A 20,408-nucleotide genomic window follows, 5' to 3' on the forward strand; every position below is an offset into this window, starting at 1 on the left:
GGTTGTCTTTACCCCCTCGCGAACCCGGGTGACATTCGGCAATCAGCACAGAGTATTGCGGTTGAAACTTAATTTTTCCTTAGGAGGGGTCGATTAGTGAGCGAACTCAAAAAATAAATTAATACGAATCATTTTCACTATCATTATTAATATTCCTGATTAAAATCGGGCTGATTGCGCTTGCCAGGCGATATCGCCTTTCTTCTCCCGTCGTTAAAAAGGATAACCATATGAAGCTGCGTATTTCCTCTCTCGGCCCCCTTGCCCTGCTGGTTTCGTCGATGCTGCCGGCCTTCACCGCCCAGGCGGAGTCTGCCGATAAAGGCATCGTTATTTACAACGCTCAACACGAAAATCTGGTGAAGTCCTGGGTAGAGGGTTTCACCAAGGATACCGGCATCAAGGTCACGCTGCGCAACGGCGGTGACAGCGAGCTGGGCAACCAGCTGGTGCAGGAAGGCAGCGCCTCGCCCGCCGACGTCTTCCTCACGGAAAACTCCCCGGCGATGGTGCTGGTAGACCGCGCCAGGCTGTTCGCACCGCTGGAGGCCGCGACGCTGAATCAGGTGGAACCGCAGTACCGCCCGGACCACGGCCGCTGGATCGGCATCGCCGCGCGCTCTACCGTCTTCGTCTACAACCCGGCAAAACTGAGCGAGGCGCAGCTGCCCAAGTCGCTGTTGGATCTGGCCAGGCCTGAATGGAAAGGCCGCTGGGCCGCATCGCCTTCCGGCGCCGATTTCCAGGCAATCGTCAGCGCGCTGCTGGAGCTGAAAGGCGAAAAAGCGACGCTGGAATGGTTGAAAGCGATGAAAACCAACTTCACCGCCTATAAGGGCAACAGCACGGTAATGAAAGCGGTTAACGCCGGCCAAATCGACAGCGGCGTAATTTACCACTACTACCCGTTTGTAGACGGCGCGAAAACCGGTGAAAACAGCAAAAACATCAAGTTGTATTACTTCAAACATCAGGATCCGGGCGCATTCGTCAGCCTCTCCGGCGGCGGCGTACTGGCCTCCAGCAAGCATCAGCAACAGGCGCAGGCCTTTATCAAATGGATCACCGGTAAAAACGGCCAGGATATTCTGCGCACCAATAATGCCTTCGAATACGCCGTTGGCGTCGGCGCCGCTTCCAACCCTAAACTGGTGCCGCTAAAAGATCTGGATGCGCCGAAGGTTAACGCCGCACAGTTGAACGGTAAAAAAGTCGTTGAGCTGATGACCGAGGCCGGCCTGCTGTAAGGCGGCTTTCAAGCGTACCGAGAGTTTTTGAACCTTATGGCTAACCTGAGCATCAACGCCGCAGAGCTAAAGCGGCGTTATTCTGTTTTGCAGCGTCACCAGCGGCCCGGGCCATTCGTGGTGATCTCCGCGCTGCTGCTGTCCCTGCTGGCGCTGCTGCCGCTGGGATTTGTCATCGGCGTGGCGTTTGAAACCGGCTGGCAAACGGTTAAAACGCTGGTGTTCCGCCCCCGGGTGGCCGAACTGCTGCTGAACACCCTTCTGTTGGTGGTGTGCACGCTGCCGGTGTGCGCCATTCTCGGGGTGGCGCTGGCCTGGCTGACCGAGCGCACCACCTTGCCGGGCCGCCGGCTTTGGTCGGTGCTGGCCACCGCGCCGCTGGCGGTGCCGGCCTTTGTGCAAAGCTATGCCTGGATCAGCCTGGTTCCCTCGCTGCACGGCCTGAGCGCCGGGGTATTTATCTCGGTGCTCGCCTATTTCCCCTTTATTTATCTGCCGGCCGCCGCCGTGCTGCGGCGGCTGGATCCCGGCATCGAAGACGTCGCCACCTCGCTGGGCGCCAGGCCGCTGGCGGTATTCTGCCGCGTAGTGCTGCCGCAGCTCAAGCTGGCGGTTTGGGGCGGCTCGTTGCTGATCGCCCTGCACCTGCTGGCGGAATACGGCCTGTATGCGATGATTCGTTTCGACACCTTCACCACCGCGATCTTCGATCAGTTCCAGTCGACCTTTAACGGCCCGGCGGCCAATATGCTGGCCGGGGTGCTGGTATTGTGTTGCCTGGGGTTATTGTTGCTGGAAGCCTCCAGCCGCGGCCGTGCGCGCTATGCGCGCGTCGGATCCGGCAGCGCACGCAGCCAGGCGCCTCGGCGCCTTTCCGCCCCGCTGGCCGCCGGTTGCCTGCTGTTGCCCATCGGGCTGAGCGCGCTGACGCTGGGCGTGCCCTTTATCACCCTGGCGCGCTGGCTGACCTTAGGCGGCATCGACGCCTGGCGCAACGCCGAACTTTGGCCTGCGCTGCTGCAGACGCTGTCGCTGTCCGCCGGCGGTGCCCTGCTGATCACGCTGTGCGCCATTCCGATGGCCTGGTTGTCGGTGCGATACCCGGCGCGGCTGTACCGGCTGCTGGAAGGCTGCAACTATGTCACCAGCTCGCTGCCCGGCATCGTGGTGGCGCTGGCGCTGGTCACCATCAGCATCCACAGCTTCCGGCCTATCTACCAGACCGAAATTACCCTGCTGCTGGCCTACCTGCTGATGTTTATGCCGCGGGCGCTGATCAACCTGCGGGCCGGTATCGCTCAGGCGCCGGTCGAGCTGGAGAACGTCGCCCGCAGCCTCGGCCGTTCGCCGGCGCAGGCGTTGTGGAGCACCACCCTGCGCCTGGCGGCGCCTGGTGCGGCGGCCGGCGCGGCGCTGGTATTTTTGGCGATATCCAACGAGCTGACGGCTACGCTGCTGCTGGCGCCCAACGGCACCCGCACGCTGGCTAGCGGTTTTTGGGCGCTGACCAGCGAGATCGATTACGTGGCCGCCGCCCCTTACGCGCTGATGATGGTGGCGCTGTCCTTGCCACTCACCTGGCTTCTTTATTCTCAATCTAAACGCACGGCGGGATTATGAGCACGCTTGAACTGCATGGCATAGGTAAGTCGTACAACTCCGTCAGGGTGCTTGAGCACGTTGATCTGCGGGTTTCACCGGGCAGCCGCACGGCGATAGTCGGCCCTTCCGGATCGGGGAAAACCACCCTGCTGCGCATTATCGCCGGCTTTGAAATACCGGACGGCGGCCAGGTGTTGCTGCAGGGCCAGCCGATGGGCAACGGCGGCGCCTGGGTGCCGGCGCATCTGCGCGGCATTGGTTTTGTGCCGCAGGACGGCGCGCTTTTCCCGCATTTTACCGTCGCAGGCAATATCGGCTTTGGCCTGAAGGGCAGCAAACGCGATAAACAGCAGCGTATCGACGCGCTGATGGAGATGGTGGCGCTCGACCGGCGTTTGGGCGCCCTGTGGCCGCACGAGCTTTCCGGCGGCCAACAGCAACGCGTGGCGCTGGCCCGCGCGCTGTCGCAGCGGCCGCGGCTGATGCTGCTGGACGAGCCGTTCTCGGCGCTGGATACCGGCCTGCGGGCGGCGACCCGCAAGGCGGTGGCCGAGCTGCTGGCGGAAGCCGGGGTGGCCTCGATCCTGGTCACTCACGACCAAAGCGAAGCCTTGTCGTTTGCCGATCAGGTGGCGGTAATGCGCAGCGGCCGGTTGGCGCAGGTGGGCGCGCCGCAGGATCTTTATCTGCGGCCGGTAGATGAACCCACCGCCGCTTTCCTGGGCGAAACGCTGGTGCTTTCCGCCGAACTGGCGCACGGCTGGGCCGATTGCGTGCTGGGCCGCATCGCCGTGGACGACCACCGCCGCAGCGGGCCGGCGCGCATCATGCTGCGCCCGGAACAGATTCAAATCGGGCTGTCAGACCCGTCGCAGCCCGATCAGGCGGTGGTCTCCAGCGTCGACTTCGCCGGTTTTGTTTCCACCCTCAACCTGCGTATGCCAGGCAGCGACGACGACATCGAAATTAAAACCGTCAGCCGCGAAGGGATCCGCGCCGGCTCTCGCGTCAGCCTGAACATACTGGGGCGGGCACATATTTTTGCCGGGTAACCTCATGGTCTGCCGCCTTAGCGGCAAACCTTATCTCGCCGCGGTTTTTTCGGCGCCAGCAGGTAATCCACCACGCTTTCATCCACGCAGCGATCGATACCGTTCAGCACCAGCGTATGCCCGTCCCGTTCGCGGGTGATCAACGGGCTTTTGAACCTGCTGGCCATCACCTGCGCATTGCGGTACGGCGTGGCCGGATCGTAACGCTGAGCGACGAACAACAGCGGCGGCAGCGCCGGCGAAACCACCGGCGCATGCGGCCTGTCCTTGCCGCGGTACGGCCACAGATCGCACATTTCCAGCGGATATTCATGCAGCGGCAGGTAGTGAGCGAACATCGCGGCGGTGTTGATTTCCTGGCGCTGGCGGCGCAGCCGCTGCGGATCGGCGCCCGGGTCGGCGACGTCGGCGCAGGTGATAACGTTCAGCGCATCATCGGCATCCGGTGAATAGCTCTCGTCAATCAGATCGGAAACCTGTTGGCCGGCGATGCCGGCGTCGAGCTGATGCAGCAAGGTGGCCAGCTCATGCCAACGCTCCGGCCACGGCAACAGCGAACGGGTGACCGTGAGCACGTCGTCGGCGGAGATCTCGTAACCGGCCTGGGTGACAAAAGGATGATCGTGCAGTTTGCGCAGCATCTCATGGTACACCTGCATCGCCCGATTGGCGTCGGCAGGCAGCGGGCAACTGTCGGTTTTGTCGCAATAGGCGGCAAAACGCAGGAAGCTTTGCTGGTAGCCCCGCTCCTGATTCATCCGTTGGGTAAAGTCGTCTTCGGCAAGGTCCACCACGCCGTCCAGCACCAGCGCGCGGGTTTTCTTCGGATAGCGCTCGGCATACAGCGCCGCCACTTTGGTGCCGTAAGAGTAGGCCACGGCGGTCAACGCCGGTTCGCCAAGCGCGTGGCGGATCGCGTCCAGATCGTCGACCGCTTCGTCGGTGCCGATATGCTGCAACACGTCGGCGCCGGTGCGCTTAATGCAGGCGTCGATGATGTTGCGCACCTGCTGCTCCGCGCCGGCTATGTCGTTGTCGTTCGGCGACGGCGTTTCGTCGTTTTCCGCCAGTTGGCAAGAGATCTTCGGCGTAGACTGCCCCACGCCGCGCGGATCGTAGCCGATGATGTCGTAAGATTTTCTCAACCGGGCCACCCGTGCGTCGTCGGCCAACTGCGGATTGATGCCCGGCAACCCCGGGCCGCCGCCGATCACCACCAGGCTGCCTTTCTTCGGCCCGGTCGCCGGTAACAGGGTCAACGCCAGCCGCACGCTTTCATTGCCGTTGCCCGGCGGCGCATGCCCGGCATGCGTCTGGTAAACCAGCGGCGCCTCGACGTAGCCGCAGCGCAGCCCTGGGGGCGGTGCATCGTCAAACCAGCGCTGAAAGCCGCTGTTCAGGCAGGATTGCCAGCGGATGCCGCTTTCCGGCGCGGCGACGTGAAGCAAGGGTTTGGCTAAGGCGGGCAGATTGGCGGCGGCGGCAAGCAACACCAGAATACGCAGTACTGACATGAAGAGTCCTTCCAACTCGGCGAATCTGTTCAGGGTAAATAGCCCCGGTTAAACAGCTAACCAATAGACCATAAAAAACCTGCCGGGTGAAGCCGAACGCCGTCTTCCGCCGTGGATTTTTCGCGTTCGGATTGCTCCCATAAACCGCGATTTCCCGCAGGTTGCCCATTCCTCTGCTAGGCTTAAGGTTCGTTTATGCAACAAGGAACAGGAGAGTCACCATGTTTGGAAAAGCTGAAGACAAAGCCAATGAAGCGGCCGGTGCAGTAGAAGAAGCGTTCGGTAAAGCCACTGACTCGCCGGAGCATCAGGTTCGCGGCGCTGCGCGCAAATATGCCTCGCAGGCCAGCTATGCCGCCCGTGATGCGGCCGACAGCGTAAGAACCCAGGTGGAATCAAATCCGCTGGCCGGCGTGGCCATTGCCGCGGCGGTGGGCATCGTGTTCGGCTTCCTGCTGGGCCGTAAATAAGCCGTTTACGCCAGCCGTCAAGGGGCCCTTCACGGGCCCTTTTTATTTCCCGCCTATCGCAGCCATCGGTTAATAAAACCCGCGCCATCAACTACGATTACTTTGTGACCGCCGCCGAAGCGGCGCGTTCCGGCAGATAACCCATTGAGGATTATCATCATTACTCATGCTGTTTAAGCCGCTCTGCCTGCTCGCGGCTAAGAAAGGTTGATTATGGCACGCACTACCCCTATTGAACGCTACCGCAATATCGGCATCTCCGCGCATATCGATGCCGGCAAGACCACCACCACCGAGCGGATTCTGTTTTACACCGGGGTCAGTCACAAGCTGGGCGAAGTTCACGACGGCGCGGCGACCATGGACTGGATGGCGCAGGAACAGGAGCGCGGCATCACCATTACTTCGGCGGCCACCACCTGCTTCTGGAGCGGCATGCAGCATAATTATCCGCAGCATCGCATCAACATCATCGACACCCCCGGGCACGTCGACTTCACCATTGAGGTGGAGCGTTCAATGCGCGTGCTGGACGGCGCGGTGATGGTGTATGACTCGGTCGGCGGCGTGCAGCCGCAGTCAGAAACCGTGTGGCGCCAGGCCAACAAATACAAAGTGCCCCGCCTGGCGTTCGTCAACAAGATGGACCGCGTCGGCGCCGATTTCTTTCGCGTGCGTAAAATGATGATCGAGCGGCTGAAAGCCAACCCGGTGCCGATCGTCATCCCGATTGGCGCCGAAGACCGCTTCACCGGCGTGGTGGACCTGGTGCGCATGAAGGCCATCCTGTGGGACGAAGCCTCGCAGGGCATGAGCTTCAGCTTTGAAGAAATCCCGGCCGAGCTGCGCGCCTCGGCGCAGGAGTGGCGCGAGAACATGATCGAGGCCGCCGCCGAAGCCTCTGAAGAGCTGATGGAAAAATACCTCAACCAGGTGCCGCTGAGCGATGAAGAGATCGTCCACGGCCTGCGGGTGCGCACCGTGGCCGGCGAAATTCAGCCGATGCTGTGCGGCTCGGCGTTCCGCAACAAGGGCGTGCAGCGCATGCTCGATGCGGTGATCGAGCTGATGCCCTCGCCGCTCGACGTGCCGCCGATGGAAGGCCACGGCGAACATGATGAGATTGTCACCCGCAGAGCCGACGACGATGAAAAATTCTCGGCGCTGGCGTTCAAACTGATGACCGACCCCTTCGTCGGCCAGTTGACCTTCGTGCGCGTTTACTCCGGGGTGCTGGCCAAGGGCAGCAGCGTCTATAACCCGGTCAAAGGCAAAAAAGAGCGCATCGGGCGCATCGTGCAGATGCACGCCAACGACCGCAAGGACGTCGAAGAGCTACACGCCGGCGATATCGCCGCCTGCGTCGGGCTGAAGGACGTTACCACCGGCGACACGCTCTGCGATCCCAACGCCATCATCACCCTGGAACGCATGGTGTTTCCGGAGCCGGTGATCGCCCAGGCGATCGAGCCGAAAACCAAGGCCGATCAGGAGAAAATGGGCATTGCGCTGCAGCGTCTCTCTTCGGAGGATCCGTCGTTCCGGGTGCGCACCGACGAAGAATCCGGCCAGACCATCATTTACGGTATGGGTGAGCTGCACCTGGAAATTATCGTCGACCGCATGCGCCGCGAATTTGGCGTGGAAACCACCACCGGCAAACCGCAGGTCTCCTACCGGGAAACCATCCGCAAGCGGGTGGCCGACGTGGAGGGCAAATTTGTGCGTCAGTCCGGCGGCAAAGGCCAGTACGGCCACGTGGTGCTCAGCGTCGAACCGAACGAGCCGGGTAAAGGCTTTGAGTTTTTCGATGAGATCAAGGGCGGCGTGATCCCGGGCGAGTTTATTCCGGCGGTGAAAAAAGGCGTGCTGGAAGCGCTGAACAACGGCGTGCTGGCCGGTTATCAGGTGGTGGACGTGAAGGTGCATCTGACCTTCGGTTCCTACCACGACGTCGACTCCTCAGAGCAGGCATTCCGCATGGCGGCGATCTTCGGCTTCAAAGAGGCTTGCCGGCTGGCGGATCCGGTGATCCTCGAGCCGATAATGTCGGTGGAGGTCGAAACGCCGGAAGACTACGCCGGCAACGTGATGGGCGATTTGTCCTCGCGCCGCGGGCTGGTGCAAGGAATGGAAGACATCCCGGGCGGCGGCGGTAAGGAAATCCACGCCAAGGTGCCGCTGTCCGAGATGTTCGGTTACTCGACCACCCTGCGCTCGATGTCGCAGGGCCGCGCCACCTACACCATGGAATTCAGCCACTATGCCGAAGCGCCGCGCAACGTGGCCGAAGAGATCATTCACCACAGCAAGCGTTAATCCCATCGCCCGCCGCCATGGCGGCGGGCGTTATTCGCCTTCCGCCGCCGGCTGCGGCTTAATGCGCATGGCGTAAACCACCCCGACAATCAAACAGGCGATGCCGCACAGCGTCAACAACGGCGGCCAAGCCTGGCGCAATATGAAGGTATAGGCCAACCCCGCCAGAATTTCGAACACGATCAGCGGCCCTACCAGCACCGTCGGCAAACGCTGGCTGGCCTCGTTCCAGCACAGCGCGCCCAGCCAGGAGCAGAACACGCCAATGATCAGCATCAGCGAGATAAACACCGCCGGCCGCGGCCCGAACGGCAATGTGAACGCAGGCTGGGTGATGGCCAGTTGGCCGCATACCAGCAGATAGCCTAGCAGCGCCAGCGGCAGGGTCACTACCCCCTGCGCCGTGGCCCAGGTGGCGGGCCGCTGCGTCGGGTTTTCACGCAGCCAGCGGGAGTTGCGCAGCGGGAACCAGGTCCAGCAGGCCACCGCCAGCAGCGCCAGCCCCAGGCCGCTGAGATAGCGCCAGCCGTCGAGGGGCGCCTCGTTGCCCCGCAGCTCGGCGACGTTAACGCACGCCAGGCCGCAGCCGATCAGTACCAGCGCCGGCGCCAGCTTGCGCCACGCCAGGCGCCCGTCGTGCCGGCCATAAAACAGATTGGCGGTAATGGAAATCACCACCGGCAAGGTGCCGATGATCATGGTTGATACCGGCGCGCCGGTGCGTTGAATGGCGCTGGCCAGGCACAGGTAGTACAGCAGGTTGCCGATGGCGGTCAGCTTGAGCGCCTCCAGCCAGTCTTTGCGCAGCAGTCGCCGCAAACGGCGGCGATCAAACCAGGCCAACGGCAAGGCAATCAGCCCAAAGGCCAGATAACGCCCGGTGGACTGCAACGCGGCGGGATAATCCGGCACCAACAGCGGGCCGACGAAGATCAGCCCCCACATCAGCCCGGCCGCCAGGGCAAACAACACGCCAATAAACATAACCACTCCCACTCTACGCCGGGCATCCCCGGGCAATCGACATGGGAGCAGCCTAAAGGAACCCCGGGGCGGATTATTGTAGCAGGTTGCTGTTTTAGCCCAATTTAACCTGCTTTTGAAAGCGGACCGGCGTGACGCCGTAACGGTTGGCGAAGGCGCGCGTCAGGTGCGCCTGGTCGGTCAACCCCGCCGCCGCCGCCACCTGCGCCGCAGGCAGACCGCGCTCCAGCATGCGTTTGGCCTGCGACAGGCGCACGGCCATCAACATCTGATGCGGCGATACGTGGTATTCGGCTTTGAACTTGCGCAGAAAATGATAGGGGCTGAGCGACACCAGCGCAGCCAGCTGATTGAGCGTGATGGCTTCGGAGAAGTTATCGTGCAGATACTGTTTAACCCTCTCAAAGCGGTGCGCCGCCTCAGCCTTCTCCGCGTGCGCCACGCGGATATGCGGGCGCAACAGCCCGACCGCCTCCAGCAACAGGCCGTCGATGGCCAGCGGATCGTTTTCCCGCCACAGCCCGGCGAGAATGGCGGACAAGCGCTGCGCCGCCAGAGGATCCTCGCGCACCGCGTCGGTGAACCACTGCCCCCGCTCGCCGGAAAGCTGTTCCAGCGCCTCGGGCGCCAGATACAGCATGCGATAGCGCCAGCCGCCGGGGGTCTCCGCCTCGCCGGTGTGCAGCTCGTCGGGGTTCATCAATACCAAAGACCCCGGCGCCGCCAGGTGTTGCGCGCCGCGATAACGAAAACGCTCCGCCCCGCTGTTCACGGTGCCGATGGCGAAGGCGTCATGGGTGTGCGGCTCAAAGGCATAGCGTTCGATATGCGCCTGGTAAAGTTCTACCCCCGGCAAGTGGGGCAAATGCCGAAACTGCGCGCAGTCCTTTTCAAACGGAAACTGTTCTGGAACTCCCTTCACCGCGCCACCTTCGTTCGCTGATTCAATCTGCCATCAGCATAGCCAAAGCCGGCGCTTTTGAGTAGCCGCAAACCGCGCTTTCGTGCGGCGCTTTCTGGACGATCGGCCTCATTGCGCGTAGGGTATTCTTTCCCTGTCCGGTTCAGGCGGGCCGCATCGCGTACGACAACCGCCCCCCTGATCCCCCGAAAGCAAGAGGCAATAATGTACCCGGATACTCAACTGTATATCGATGGACAATGGCGCAACGCGCTGGCCGGCAAAACCATCCCGGTCACCAACCCCGCTACCGATGAAGTGATTGGCCAGGTGGCCCACGCCGCCCACGCCGATCTCGATCTGGCGCTGGCCGCCACCGAGCGCGGTTTCCACCTCTGGCGCGACACTTCCGCCTATCAGCGCGCCATCCTGATGCGCAAAGCCGCCGCGCTGTTGCGCGAGCGCGCCGGATCCATCGCGGCGATCATGTCGCAGGAACAGGGCAAACCTGTGGCGCAGGCCAAGGTCGAAATTCTCAACTCCGCCGACGTGATCGACTGGTTCGCCGGCGAAGCCAGCCGCACCTACGGCCAGATAATCCCCTCCCGCGCCCGCGACGTGCAGCAGCAAACCCTGAAGCTGCCGGTAGGCCCGGTAGCCGCGTTCACGCCGTGGAATTTCCCGATCAACCAGATCGTGCGCAAGCTGTCCGCCGCGCTGGCAGCCGGCTGCTCCATCATCGTCAAAGGCCCGGAAGAGACGCCCGCTTCCCCGGCGGAGCTGATCCGCGCCTTCGCCGACGCAGGCGTTCCGGCCGGCGTGATTGCGCTGGTGTACGGCACTCCGGCGGAAATTTCAGAATATTTGATCCCGCATCCGACCATCCGCAAGATCTCCTTCACCGGCTCCACCCGGGTGGGCAAGCACTTGGCGGCGCTGGCCGGCCAGCATATGAAAAAGGCCACCATGGAGCTGGGCGGGCACGCGCCGGTGTTAATTTTTGACGACGCCGATCTGGACGCCGCCGCCAAAGAACTGGCGCAGGCCAAGTTCCGCAACGCCGGCCAGGTGTGCATCGCTCCGACCCGCTTTCTGATCCAGCAAGGCGTCTATGAAGCCTTTGTGGAGAAGTTCACCGCGGCGGTGCGCGAAATCAAGCTCGGTAACGGGCAGGAAGAAGGCGTCACCATGGGCCCTATGGTATTGGGCCGCAGCGTTGACGCCATCGAAGGCTTCGTGAAGGACGCGATTGCCCAAGGGGCGAAAGCCTGCACCGGCGGCAAACGCGTGGCCGGTAAAGGCAACTTCTTTGAACCGACGGTGCTGCGCGACGTCCCGCTGAGCGCGCGCGCCATGTCGGAAGAGCCCTTTGGCCCGGTCGCTCTGCTGCGGCCTTTCGCCGGCTATGAGGAGGCCATCGCCGAAGCCAACCGTCTGCCGTACGGCCTGGCGGCCTATGCCTACAGCCGCAGCGTCGCTACCGTCAACGCCCTGGGCCGCGACGTGGAAAGCGGTATGCTGAGCATCAACCATATCGGTTTCGGCCTGCCGGAAACGCCGTTTGGCGGGGTGAAAGACTCCGGCCACGGCACCGAAGGCGGCAGCGAAGCGATCGAGTCCTATCTGGAAACCCGCTTTGTGACCGTCGCCGGCCGCTAATGCCCCCCGATGAAACTGCAAAGCCCCGCACTGCGGGGCTTTTGTCTTTTAATCAGCCAGCGCGAACAACTGCCGCGCCGCCGGGGTCACCCCCAGCATGTGCATGCAGGCGTGCACCATCCCCGCCAACCGTTCGCAACGTACCGCCACCCCCGCCTCACGCAGCCGTTGCGCATAGCGTTCGGCCTCGTCGCGCAGCGGATCGTATTCGCAGCTGGCAATAATGGCCGGCGGCAGCCCGGCCAAACAGGCGGCGTGCAGAGGCTCGGCCAGCGGATCGCGCCGCGCGCCAAGGTAGTTTTGCCAGCAAAAAACCATCGCCTCGCGCGTCAAAAAGTAGCCTTCGGCGAATTCCCGATAGCTGGCCGTCGCCATCTCACGGCTGAGCGCCGGGTACAGCAGCAGCTGATGTTCAATGCGCGGGCCGCCGCGATCCCTGGCCAGCAGCGCTGCCGCCGCGGCCAGATTACCGCCTGCGCTGTCGCCGCCGATCGCCAGACGCGCGGCGTCTATCCCCAACGACGCCGCCTGTTCGGCTACCCAGCACAGGGCCTGATACACGTCCTCCAGCGGCCGCGGAAACGGATGCTCCGGCGCCAACCGGTAGTCCACCGACAACACCACCCGCCCGGCGGCGTTGGCCAGCGCCTGGCAAGGCTGGTCGTATAGCGCCAACGATCCCAAACACCAGCCGCCGCCGTGAGCGAACAGCATGGCGGGCTGCGCCCCGCCCGCAGCGCCGACAGGCGAATAGGCGCGAATGCGGATGCGATAACCGTCGTCGGCGATGGCCGCCCAGTCCCGCACGCCGCCGCTGGCCGGCATTTCGCCCTGCAAGGCGCGCAGGCCAATGTCGGTATTGGCGCGCAACGCCGCCAGCGACGCCGGGGCGGCGGCCCCCGCCGTTTGCGCCAGCAGGCGGGCTATCTGTGCATCAAGCGGCATCGCGTTCTCCCGACAGAAACGGCAGAAGCAGCGCGATAAACGCCTCATGACACTCTTCGGTAATAAAATGGCCGCAGCCGGCAATCGTCTCGCCACGCAGGTTGTGCGCATTGTCCCGCAGCGTGACGAAAGGCGCGTCGCCGGTGGCGTGCTCCGCGCCGATGGTCATCACCGGCATAGCGAGGCGAGCCGCGGCGCGAAGCTGATTTTGCCGGATGGTTTCCGGAATGGCGCGATAGTAGTCGAACCCTGCGCGCAGGCTGCCGGGCGCCGAATAGGCGGCGATGTAGGTCTCCGCCGCCACGCGATCGCGCCGATGCGACCAACGGTTGAAGATATAGCTGAGGTACTGGCGTTCCCGTCCGAGGGTCAGGGCTTCCGGCAAATCCGCCAGCTGGTTGAACATGAAGTGCCACAGGAAGATGTTTTCCTCCGGCGCGACGAAGATCGGCGGCGCCGGCGCCAACCCGGGGATCACCGCTTCGGTCAGCACCAGCCGCTCAACCGCCGCCGGGAAGTCGCTCGCCATGGCGTAGCCGATCCACATGCCGATATCGTGCCCTACCAGTTGGTAACCTGAGTGCCCCAGCTGCGCCATCGCCGCGTGCAGGGTCGCCGCCACGCTGCCGGTGTCATAACCGCCCAGCGGCTTGTCCGAGTCACCGATGCCCGGCGGATCGACCGCTATCGCCTGAAACCCGGCCGAGGCCAGCGCGCGCATGACATGGCGCCAGGTGTACCAGGTCTGCGGCCAACCGGGGATCAGCAGCACCGGCGCGCCTTCGCCGAGGATCGCGCAGTGTATGCGCTGGCCATTAACTTTCACATAGGCGTGTTCCGGCTCAGGTCCATACGGCATGGACCCGTTTTCGTGCTGTTTCATGGATATTCTCCGTGTTGAGGGGCGGCTTAGCGGATGCCAAGCAGCGCGTTGATTTGCTGTTGGTTAACCGGCGCGCCGGCGAAGTCGTCGAATACTTTGTCGGTGACGTTGATGATGCGCTCGCGGATAAAGGCCGCGCCTTCGCGTGCGCCATCCTGCGGGTTCTTCAGGCAGCATTCCCACTCCAGCGTCGCCCAGCCTTCATAGCCGTACTGCGTCAACCTGGAGAAGATCCCCCTGAAATCCACCTGGCCGTCGCCTAGCGAACGGAAACGGCCAGCGCGATCGGCCCATGACTGATAACCGCCATAGATGCCCTGGCGGCCGGTCGGATTGAATTCGGCATCCTTGACGTGGAACATGCGGATGAAATCCCGATAGATATCGATAAAATCCAGGTAGTTAAGCTGCTGCAGCACAAAGTGGCTCGGGTCGAACAGCATTTGGCAGCGCGGATGCGCGCCCACCCGCTGGTGGAACATCTCAAAGGTCACGCCGTCGTGCAGATCTTCGCTGGGGTGGATTTCATAGCACAGGTTCACCCCCTGCTCCTCGCAGGCGTCGAGCACCGGCAGCCAGCGTTTGGCCAGTTCATCGAACGCGGTGTCGATCAGCCCCGCAGGGCGTTGCGGGAACGGGAACAAATACGGCCAGGCCAGCGAACCGGAGAAGGTGCCCATTTCGCTCAAACCGAGCCGGGCTGAAGCCCGCGCCGCCAGCAGCAGCTGTTCGCGCGCCCATTCGCCGCGCGCCTGCGGGTTGCTATGCAGCTGCGCCGGCGCGAAGTTGTCGCACAGTGCGTCATAGGCCGGGTGCACCGCCATCAGCTGGCCGAAAATATGCGTGGTCAACTCGCTGACCTCCAGCCCCTGTTCCGCCAGCATGCCGGTAACATCGTCGCAGTAGGTTTGGCTTTCCGCCGCGGTGGCCAGGTCAAACAGCCGCCGATCCCAGGCCGGGATTTGCAGGGCTTTAAAACCGGTGGCGGCGGCCCATTGGGCAATGGCCGGCAGGCTGTTGAACGGCGCGGCGTCATCGCTAAATTGAGCAAGATGCAGGCTCGGGCCTTTTATGGTTTTCATCCTAAACTCCTATTGGTTGTCGATTGACAAACAATAGGGGCAAATCCGCGCGGCAGCAAGCGGAATTTACAAACTGATTGGTTTAGGCAATGCTATGCCGCTGAATGAAAGGCAAACTGGAGCAGGCGGATGGCAGGCAGACCACGCGAGTTCGATCGCGAACAGGCGTTAGTGAAAGCGCGGGATTTATTCTGGCGCCAGGGCTATGAAGGCACTTCGATGTCGGATCTGGTGGCCGAACTGGGCATCGCTTCCGCCCGCATCTACAAGGCATTCGGTTCCAAGGAGCAGCTGTTCCGCGAGGCCGTCGCCCGCTACGAAAGCCACGAAGGCGGCTTCGCCGATCGGGCGTTCAGCGAAGAAACCGGCGTGCGGGCGGCGTTCGAACGCATGCTGAATGACGCCGTGCAGCTGTACAGCCGCCAGGATATGCCGCAGGGGTGCATGGTAGTGTCTTCCGCCGCCAGCGTCAGCGCGGAAAACGACGGGATCAAGACCTGGCTGGCGGCGCATCGTTTGCAACGCACCCAGGACATTATCGGGCGGCTGCAGCGAGCGGTGCAAAACGGCGAGCTGCCGGCCGATACCGATGCCGAGGGCCTGGGGGACTACTTCGCCGCGTTCCTGCACGGTCTGTCGACACAAGCGCGTGACGGCGTCACAAAAGAACGCCTGACGGCGGCGGTGCAGATCGCGCTGAAGGCGCTGGGTTAACCCTCCGGCAGGTCAACGATCACCAGCGTGCCCTCGCTGCCCGCCAGCACGCGGTGCGGCACGCCGGCGGCGGCCTGGTACAGCTGCCCCGCCCGCACGTCAATCACTTCGCCCGCCACCTCCAGCCGCAGCAGGCCGCTGATCACCAGCAGGCCTTCGCTGTAGTCATGCGTTTCTTCTTCGACGCTGCGCGGATCCATGCGCAGCACTTTGATATTGGCCACGCCTACGCGGCCAAGCACTCTGGAGCGCCAGGCCTCGGGCAGTTCGGCGCCCAGCGCGTTTAAATCAAACAGCATCGTCATACCCTATTTTCATCCCATGGGCCTGCACTCTATCCTGAGCGCGCGCCGGGCTGAAATATCCCTTGGTTGTAGGTTATGACTCGGCGTTCTGAGCCGCCGCTTCACGCCGCAGCCACTGCTGCAGATCCCGCCCTTCCTGCGACAGCTCGCTGTCCTGGCGCTCGCACAGGTAATAGTCGCGGCCATCGTCGACGGCCAGGTCGAACAGTTTGATCAGTTCACCGCTATTGAGATAAGGCTCGATCAGCGGTTCACGCATCAGCGCACAGCCCAACCCCGCCTGCACCGCCGCCAGCGTCAGCAAACCGTCTTCAAACATCGGGCCGGTGCTGCGCAGCGGCCGCTTCACGCCGGCCTGCTGAAACCACTGCATCCAGGTATTGCGCTCTTCGTCGTGCAGCAGCGGCAGCGTCGCCAGCTGATCCGGGGTATCCAGCAGGCCGTGCAGTTTGCTGAAGGCATGGCTGCACACCGGCACCATTTTGCCGGACATCAGCTTTTCGCTGCGGTAGCCGGTCCACTGCCCGACGCCAAAACGGATCGACAGATCCGCGGCGTCGCTGAGGTAATTGCGGTGGTTGGCGTAGGTCACATTGATATCAATCTGTGGGTTTTCACGCAGAAAACCGCGCAAACGCGGGATAAACCAGCCCATACCGAACAGCGGTATCAGGCTGATGGTGACCTGCCGCGAAGCGGACTGTTCACGCACGTGTTCGGTGGCCTGGCGCAGCACGCTAAACGCCGAGCGGATCGAGCGGTAATACTCCCGCCCTTCGTTGCGCAGGATCAGGTTGCGCCCCTGCCGCTCGGTCAGCGGCATCTGCAGAAACGCCTCCAGCGTTTTCAGCTGATGGCTGACCGCCGAGGGCGAAATATTCAGCTCTACGGCGGCGGCGTTGATGCTGCCCAGCCGGGCGATGGCCTCGAACGCCCGCACGGCGCGCAGCGGCGGATCGTTGGGCTGCAGGGGCAACGGCGCGTCGTATCGTTCTGTTTTTTTCATATATTGACAATTTTATGGAAAATCAGCTGCGAGGGTGAAATTAATATACAAATAAATCAATAAATTAAAAACACTCATTTTTTGTATAAGAAATGATGTTTCCGTATTTTACAAATTATTTTAATTCTCTAGTGTGACCTGCCTGAATCAATTTTTCGGGACTTCCCTCTATGGATACGCTGGTACAGCAGACCGTCAACGGACTGATGCTCGGCAGTATTTATGCGCTGATCGCCCTGGGCTACACCATGGTTTACGGCATCTTGCGCATTATCAACTTTGCCCACGGCGACGTGTTGATGGTCGGCGCGCTGAGCGCCCTGTCCGCCATCGGCGTGTTGCAACACCACTTCCCGAGCCTGCCCGCCCATGCGGTGCTGCTGCTGGCCGCGCTGTGCGCCATGGCTATCTGCGCGCTGACCTCAATCGCGATCGAACGCCTGGCCTACCGCCGTCTGCGCCACGCGCCGCGCCTGGCGCCGCTGATCAGCGGCATTGGCGTCTCGCTGCTGTTGCAGACGCTGGCGATGCTTATCTGGTCGCGCAACCCGCTGATGTTCCCGCAGCTGTTGCCGATGGAACCGATAGCGCTTACGCGCGGCAGCGCGGAGCATGCGCCGGCGGTGATCACCGGCACGGCGATCGCCACCCTGGCCGTCGCCGTGCTGGTGATGGCCGGTTTGCTGCTGCTGGTGGAGCACAGCCGCTTTGGCCGCGCCATGCGCGCCACGGCGGAGAACCCGCAGGTCGCCAGCCTGATGGGCATCAACCCCAACCGCATCATCGTGCTGACCTTCGCGCTCGGCGGCGCGCTGGCGGCGGTGGCCGGCATCATGATGGCCAGCAATTACGGCAACGCCGGTTTTTCGATGGGCTTTCTGCCGGGCATCAAGGCCTTTACCGCCGCGGTGCTGGGCGGCATCGGCAACCTGCGCGGCGCCATGCTCGGCGGCCTGCTGCTGGGGCTGTTTGAATCGCTGGGCACCGGCTATCTCGGCGAACTGACCGGCGGCACCTTCGGCAGCAACTACCAGGACGTGTTCGCCTTCCTGGTGCTGATCGCGGTGCTGGTGTTCCGCCCATCCGGCCTGCTGGGCGAACGCGTCGCCACCCGCGCCTGAGGAGTAACGATGACTATCCTGACTTCCACACTACAGACCACCGCTCCCCGCCGCCTTCGGCTGGGCGTGGCGCTGTTCATGCTGGGCCTGCTGCTGGCCCCCTGGCTGGCGGGCGCCGCCGGCGGCAACTATTGGGTGCGAGTGATCGACTTCGCCCTGCTGTACCTGATGCTGGCGCTGGGGCTGAATATCGTGGTCGGCTTCACCGGCCTGCTGGATATGGGCTTTATCGCGTTTTATGCGGTGGGCGCCTACCTGACGGCGCTGCTGTCTTCCCCGCACCTGACGCAACAGTTTCCGCTGCTGTTGCAGTGGTTCCCGAACGGGCTGCACCTGTCGATTTTGCTGCTGATCCCGCTGTCTGCGGTGCTGGCGGCGCTATGCGGCATTCTGCTCGGCGCGCCGACGCTGCGGCTGCGCGGCGACTATCTGGCGATCGTCACGCTCGGCTTCGGCGAGATCGTACGCATCCTGATGCGTAACCTCGATCGGCCGGTCAATATCACCAACGGCCCGAAAGGCATTTCCGGCATCGATCCGGTCAACCTGTTCGGCCTGCGGTTTTCCGGCATGTATGAGTGGTTCGGCGTGCGCTTTTCGTCGCTGTACCTCTATTACTATCTGTTCGCCGCGCTGTTGCTGGCGATCCTGTTTATCTGCCTGCGGCTGCAGCATTCGCGCGTTGGCCGCGCCTGGGCGGCGATCCGCGAAGACGAAGACGCTGCGCGGGCGATGGGCATCAATACCCGCAACTTCAAGCTGCTGGCCTTTGCCATGGGCGCCACCTTCGGCGGCGTCGCCGGTGCTTTGTTCGCCGCCTTCCAGGGGTTCGTCTCGCCCGAGTCTTTCACCCTGCAGGAGTCGATTGCGGTGCTGGCGATGGTGGTGCTGGGCGGCATGGGGCACATACCGGGGGTGATCCTCGGCGCGTTGCTGCTGGCCGCCCTGCCGGAGCTGCTGCGCAGCAGCATGGGGCCGTTGCAGCAGGCGCTGTTCGGCCAGGTATGGGTTGATCCGGAGATCGTCCGCCAGCTGTTCTACGGCCTGGCGCTGATCCTGGTGATGCTGTATCGCCCGGCCGGTTTATGGCCGGCCCGCCACTCGCGGGGGGCCGCTTCATGACGCCGCTGCTTGCTTTGAACCACGTCAGCAAACGCTTCGGCGGGCTGACGGCGGTGGATGACGTCAGCATGCGCATCCATCGGGGGGAAATTTACGGCCTGATCGGGCCCAACGGCGCCGGCAAGACCACCTGCTTCAACCTGATCACCGGCCTGTACCGCGCCGACAGCGGCGAGTTCAGCCTGCAGGGCCGCCGCTACCGGCCGCAGGCGATCGACAAGGTGGCGCAGGCCGGCATCGCCCGCACCTTCCAGAACCTGAGGTTGTTCAATGACATGAGCGTACTGGAAAACGTGATGGTCGGCTGCCACGTGCGCACCCGCAACGGCCTGTGGGCGGCGATCTCTCGCCATCGCCGCGCCCGCGAGGAGGAACGGGCGGTGCGCGAAAAATCCCACGCTCTGCTGGACTACGTCGGCATCGGCCAGTTCGCCCACTATCGCGCCGGCGATCTTTCCTATGGCCACCAACGGCGGCTGGAAATCGCCCGTGCGCTGGCCACCGAACCGCAGCTGCTGGCGCTGGATGAACCGGCGGCCGGCATGAACGCCGGGGAAAAGGTGGCGCTGCGCGAACTGTTGCTGCGCATCCGCGACGGCGGCACCAGCCTGCTGCTGATCGAGCACGACGTCAAGCTGGTGATGGGGCTATGCGACCGGCTGACGGTGCTGGATTACGGCAAAGCGATCGCCGAAGGCAAACCGGCGGAAGTGCGGCGTGAACCGGCGGTGATACAGGCTTATTTGGGAGGCGCGGCGCATGTCTGAACCCTTGCTGAGCGTAAAACAGCTAAAAGTGTCCTATGGCGGCATTCATGCGGTTAAAGGCATCGATTTCACGGTAAGCAGCGGTGAACAGGTGACGTTAATCGGCGCCAACGGCGCCGGCAAAACCTCCAGCCTGCGCGCATTGACCGGCCTGCTGCCGTTCGACGGCGAGATCCTGTTCGCTGGCCGTTCGATTCGCGGGGTGCCGCCGCACCGCCTGCTGCAGCAAGGGCTGGTGATGGTGCCCGAGGGGCGCGGTATTTTCGCCCGCATGACGGTGCGAGAGAACCTGCAGCTCGGCGCCTATGCCCGGCGCGATCGCGCCGCGGTGCGGCAGGATCTGGAGCAGATCTACGCCACCTTCCCACGCCTGCGCGAGCGGCTTAACCAGCAGGCCGGGCTGCTTTCCGGCGGCGAGCAGCAGATGGTGGCGATGGGCCGCGCCCTGCTGAGCCGCCCGCGCCTGCTGGTGTTGGATGAACCCTCTATGGGGCTGGCGCCGATCGTGGTGGAAGCGATCTTTGAGGTGATCAAACAACTGGCCAGTGACGGCGTCACGCTGTTGTTGGTGGAACAAAATGCCCGGCTGGCGCTGGAGTCTACCGACCGCGCCTATGTGCTGGACAGCGGCAGCCTGAGCCACAGCGGCCCGTCTGCCGACATGCTGGACGATGAAAAAATCAAACAGGCCTATTTAGGCGAATAACCCTTTTAC

The 20,408-nt window shown here is 63.0% G+C and carries 19 protein-coding genes; 11 read left to right on the forward strand and 8 right to left on the reverse strand.

From position 1 onward, the window contains the following. Nucleotides 1-230 precede the first annotated feature (230 nt). The 3 genes from KHA73_RS12540 to KHA73_RS12550 are packed head-to-tail and all read left to right on the forward strand — an operon-like array spanning nucleotide 231 to nucleotide 3,901. On the forward strand, nucleotides 231-1,247 hold the full coding sequence (locus KHA73_RS12540) for an iron ABC transporter substrate-binding protein (protein WP_234584642.1): 1,017 nt from the start codon (nucleotides 231-233) through the stop codon (nucleotides 1,245-1,247). Between the two features lie 36 nt (nucleotides 1,248-1,283). Further along, nucleotides 1,284-2,867, forward strand: coding sequence for an ABC transporter permease (locus tag KHA73_RS12545; RefSeq protein WP_234584643.1), 1,584 nt, complete (start codon nucleotides 1,284-1,286; stop codon nucleotides 2,865-2,867). Further along, nucleotides 2,864-3,901 (forward strand): ABC transporter ATP-binding protein, encoded by a 1,038-nt coding sequence (locus KHA73_RS12550; protein WP_234584644.1) that lies wholly within the window; start codon nucleotides 2,864-2,866, stop codon nucleotides 3,899-3,901. The genes KHA73_RS12545 and KHA73_RS12550 overlap by 4 nt, the downstream gene beginning before the upstream one ends. Nucleotides 3,902-3,918: 17 nt before the next feature. On the opposite strand, the gene KHA73_RS12555 is transcribed toward KHA73_RS12550, so the two are convergent. Next, nucleotides 3,919-5,415 carry an alpha/beta hydrolase gene (locus KHA73_RS12555; protein WP_234584645.1) on the reverse strand — a complete coding sequence of 499 codons (1,497 nt, stop codon included), beginning with the start codon at nucleotides 5,413-5,415 and terminating at the stop codon, nucleotides 3,919-3,921. 221 nt (nucleotides 5,416-5,636) lie between these two features. On the opposite strand from KHA73_RS12555, the gene KHA73_RS12560 reads away from it, so the two are divergent. Together KHA73_RS12560 and fusA are read left to right on the forward strand one after the other, a co-directional pair. Further along, nucleotides 5,637-5,885, forward strand: coding sequence for a CsbD family protein (locus KHA73_RS12560; protein ID WP_234584646.1), 249 nt, complete (start codon nucleotides 5,637-5,639; stop codon nucleotides 5,883-5,885). Between the two features lie 213 nt (nucleotides 5,886-6,098). Beyond that, nucleotides 6,099-8,204 carry an elongation factor G gene (fusA, locus tag KHA73_RS12565; RefSeq protein WP_234584647.1) on the forward strand — a complete coding sequence of 702 codons (2,106 nt, stop codon included), beginning with the start codon at nucleotides 6,099-6,101 and terminating at the stop codon, nucleotides 8,202-8,204. A gap of 30 nt (nucleotides 8,205-8,234) precedes the next feature. Here the strand turns inward: fusA and KHA73_RS12570 are convergent, their stop codons facing one another. Both KHA73_RS12570 and KHA73_RS12575 read right to left on the reverse strand, forming a co-directional pair. Further along, the gene (locus KHA73_RS12570) at nucleotides 8,235-9,188 is read right to left on the reverse strand and encodes a DMT family transporter (protein WP_234584648.1); all 954 of its coding nucleotides are present in this window, start codon (nucleotides 9,186-9,188) and stop codon (nucleotides 8,235-8,237) included. Between the two features lie 94 nt (nucleotides 9,189-9,282). Continuing rightward, complete coding sequence (locus tag KHA73_RS12575) at nucleotides 9,283-10,110, reverse strand: AraC family transcriptional regulator (RefSeq protein ID WP_234584649.1); 828 nt, start codon at nucleotides 10,108-10,110, stop codon at nucleotides 9,283-9,285. Nucleotides 10,111-10,314: 204 nt separating this feature from the next. Between KHA73_RS12575 and KHA73_RS12580 the strand changes: the two genes are divergently transcribed. Then, nucleotides 10,315-11,748: an NAD-dependent succinate-semialdehyde dehydrogenase gene (locus tag KHA73_RS12580; RefSeq protein WP_234584650.1), complete on the forward strand. Its 1,434-nt coding sequence runs from the start codon at nucleotides 10,315-10,317 to the stop codon at nucleotides 11,746-11,748. Nucleotides 11,749-11,796: 48 nt separating this feature from the next. Here KHA73_RS12580 and KHA73_RS12585 read toward each other — a convergent pair whose 3' ends face one another. The 3 genes from KHA73_RS12585 to KHA73_RS12595 are packed head-to-tail and all read right to left on the reverse strand — an operon-like array spanning nucleotide 11,797 to nucleotide 14,658. Further along, nucleotides 11,797-12,693 (reverse strand): alpha/beta hydrolase, encoded by an 897-nt coding sequence (locus KHA73_RS12585; RefSeq protein WP_234584651.1) that lies wholly within the window; start codon nucleotides 12,691-12,693, stop codon nucleotides 11,797-11,799. Further along, entirely contained in the window at nucleotides 12,683-13,576 is an 894-nt protein-coding gene (locus tag KHA73_RS12590; protein ID WP_234584652.1) for an alpha/beta fold hydrolase, read from the reverse strand. The genes KHA73_RS12585 and KHA73_RS12590 overlap by 11 nt, the downstream gene beginning before the upstream one ends. 26 nt (nucleotides 13,577-13,602) lie before the next feature. Beyond that, on the reverse strand, nucleotides 13,603-14,658 hold the full coding sequence (locus KHA73_RS12595) for a sugar phosphate isomerase/epimerase family protein (protein WP_234584653.1): 1,056 nt from the start codon (nucleotides 14,656-14,658) through the stop codon (nucleotides 13,603-13,605). A gap of 129 nt (nucleotides 14,659-14,787) precedes the next feature. Between KHA73_RS12595 and KHA73_RS12600 the strand changes: the two genes are divergently transcribed. Further along, complete coding sequence (locus KHA73_RS12600) at nucleotides 14,788-15,372, forward strand: TetR/AcrR family transcriptional regulator (RefSeq protein WP_234584655.1); 585 nt, start codon at nucleotides 14,788-14,790, stop codon at nucleotides 15,370-15,372. On the opposite strand, the gene KHA73_RS12605 is transcribed toward KHA73_RS12600, so the two are convergent. Both KHA73_RS12605 and KHA73_RS12610 read right to left on the reverse strand, forming a co-directional pair. Continuing rightward, complete coding sequence (locus KHA73_RS12605; RefSeq protein WP_234584656.1) at nucleotides 15,369-15,671, reverse strand: cupin domain-containing protein; 303 nt, start codon at nucleotides 15,669-15,671, stop codon at nucleotides 15,369-15,371. The two genes, KHA73_RS12600 and KHA73_RS12605, sit on opposite strands and share 4 nt — an antisense overlap. Nucleotides 15,672-15,750: 79 nt before the next feature. Then, nucleotides 15,751-16,683 (reverse strand): LysR substrate-binding domain-containing protein, encoded by a 933-nt coding sequence (locus KHA73_RS12610; protein WP_234584657.1) that lies wholly within the window; start codon nucleotides 16,681-16,683, stop codon nucleotides 15,751-15,753. A 170-nt stretch (nucleotides 16,684-16,853) separates the two neighbouring features. Between KHA73_RS12610 and KHA73_RS12615 the strand changes: the two genes are divergently transcribed. The 4 genes from KHA73_RS12615 to KHA73_RS12630 are packed head-to-tail and all read left to right on the forward strand — an operon-like array spanning nucleotide 16,854 to nucleotide 20,399. Beyond that, entirely contained in the window at nucleotides 16,854-17,804 is a 951-nt protein-coding gene (locus KHA73_RS12615; RefSeq protein ID WP_234584658.1) for a branched-chain amino acid ABC transporter permease, read from the forward strand. 9 nt (nucleotides 17,805-17,813) lie between these two features. Next, entirely contained in the window at nucleotides 17,814-18,926 is a 1,113-nt protein-coding gene (locus KHA73_RS12620; RefSeq protein ID WP_234584659.1) for a branched-chain amino acid ABC transporter permease, read from the forward strand. Continuing rightward, nucleotides 18,923-19,693: an ABC transporter ATP-binding protein gene (locus tag KHA73_RS12625; protein WP_234584660.1), complete on the forward strand. Its 771-nt coding sequence runs from the start codon at nucleotides 18,923-18,925 to the stop codon at nucleotides 19,691-19,693. Before KHA73_RS12620 ends, KHA73_RS12625 begins: the two co-directional genes overlap by 4 nt. Next, a complete protein-coding gene (locus tag KHA73_RS12630; protein ID WP_234584661.1) occupies nucleotides 19,686-20,399 on the forward strand; it encodes an ABC transporter ATP-binding protein in 714 nt (237 codons plus the stop codon). Before KHA73_RS12625 ends, KHA73_RS12630 begins: the two co-directional genes overlap by 8 nt. The last annotated feature ends 9 nt before the right edge of the window (nucleotides 20,400-20,408 follow it).

This window comes from Serratia entomophila, assembly GCF_021462285.1.
Lineage (GTDB): Bacteria > Pseudomonadota > Gammaproteobacteria > Enterobacterales > Enterobacteriaceae > Serratia > Serratia entomophila.

What these genes read in the sequence shown, in the direction of transcription:
- KHA73_RS12620 (WP_234584659.1), top strand. Translation starts at nt 17,814, where the DNA reads ATGACTATCCTGACTTCCACACTACAGACCACCGCTCCCCGCCGCCTT.
- KHA73_RS12595 (WP_234584653.1), bottom strand. Translation starts at nt 14,658, where the DNA reads ATGAAAACCATAAAAGGCCCGAGCCTGCATCTTGCTCAATTTAGCGAT.
- KHA73_RS12630 (WP_234584661.1), top strand. Translation starts at nt 19,686, where the DNA reads ATGTCTGAACCCTTGCTGAGCGTAAAACAGCTAAAAGTGTCCTATGGC.
- KHA73_RS12550 (WP_234584644.1), top strand. Translation starts at nt 2,864, where the DNA reads ATGAGCACGCTTGAACTGCATGGCATAGGTAAGTCGTACAACTCCGTC.
- fusA (WP_234584647.1), top strand. Translation starts at nt 6,099, where the DNA reads ATGGCACGCACTACCCCTATTGAACGCTACCGCAATATCGGCATCTCC.
- KHA73_RS12585 (WP_234584651.1), bottom strand. Translation starts at nt 12,693, where the DNA reads ATGCCGCTTGATGCACAGATAGCCCGCCTGCTGGCGCAAACGGCGGGG.
- KHA73_RS12570 (WP_234584648.1), bottom strand. Translation starts at nt 9,188, where the DNA reads ATGTTTATTGGCGTGTTGTTTGCCCTGGCGGCCGGGCTGATGTGGGGG.
- KHA73_RS12600 (WP_234584655.1), top strand. Translation starts at nt 14,788, where the DNA reads ATGGCAGGCAGACCACGCGAGTTCGATCGCGAACAGGCGTTAGTGAAA.
- KHA73_RS12560 (WP_234584646.1), top strand. Translation starts at nt 5,637, where the DNA reads ATGTTTGGAAAAGCTGAAGACAAAGCCAATGAAGCGGCCGGTGCAGTA.
- KHA73_RS12615 (WP_234584658.1), top strand. Translation starts at nt 16,854, where the DNA reads ATGGATACGCTGGTACAGCAGACCGTCAACGGACTGATGCTCGGCAGT.
- KHA73_RS12580 (WP_234584650.1), top strand. Translation starts at nt 10,315, where the DNA reads ATGTACCCGGATACTCAACTGTATATCGATGGACAATGGCGCAACGCG.
- KHA73_RS12625 (WP_234584660.1), top strand. Translation starts at nt 18,923, where the DNA reads ATGACGCCGCTGCTTGCTTTGAACCACGTCAGCAAACGCTTCGGCGGG.
- KHA73_RS12590 (WP_234584652.1), bottom strand. Translation starts at nt 13,576, where the DNA reads ATGAAACAGCACGAAAACGGGTCCATGCCGTATGGACCTGAGCCGGAA.
- KHA73_RS12605 (WP_234584656.1), bottom strand. Translation starts at nt 15,671, where the DNA reads ATGCTGTTTGATTTAAACGCGCTGGGCGCCGAACTGCCCGAGGCCTGG.
- KHA73_RS12555 (WP_234584645.1), bottom strand. Translation starts at nt 5,415, where the DNA reads ATGTCAGTACTGCGTATTCTGGTGTTGCTTGCCGCCGCCGCCAATCTG.
- KHA73_RS12545 (WP_234584643.1), top strand. Translation starts at nt 1,284, where the DNA reads ATGGCTAACCTGAGCATCAACGCCGCAGAGCTAAAGCGGCGTTATTCT.
- KHA73_RS12610 (WP_234584657.1), bottom strand. Translation starts at nt 16,683, where the DNA reads ATGAAAAAAACAGAACGATACGACGCGCCGTTGCCCCTGCAGCCCAAC.
- KHA73_RS12540 (WP_234584642.1), top strand. Translation starts at nt 231, where the DNA reads ATGAAGCTGCGTATTTCCTCTCTCGGCCCCCTTGCCCTGCTGGTTTCG.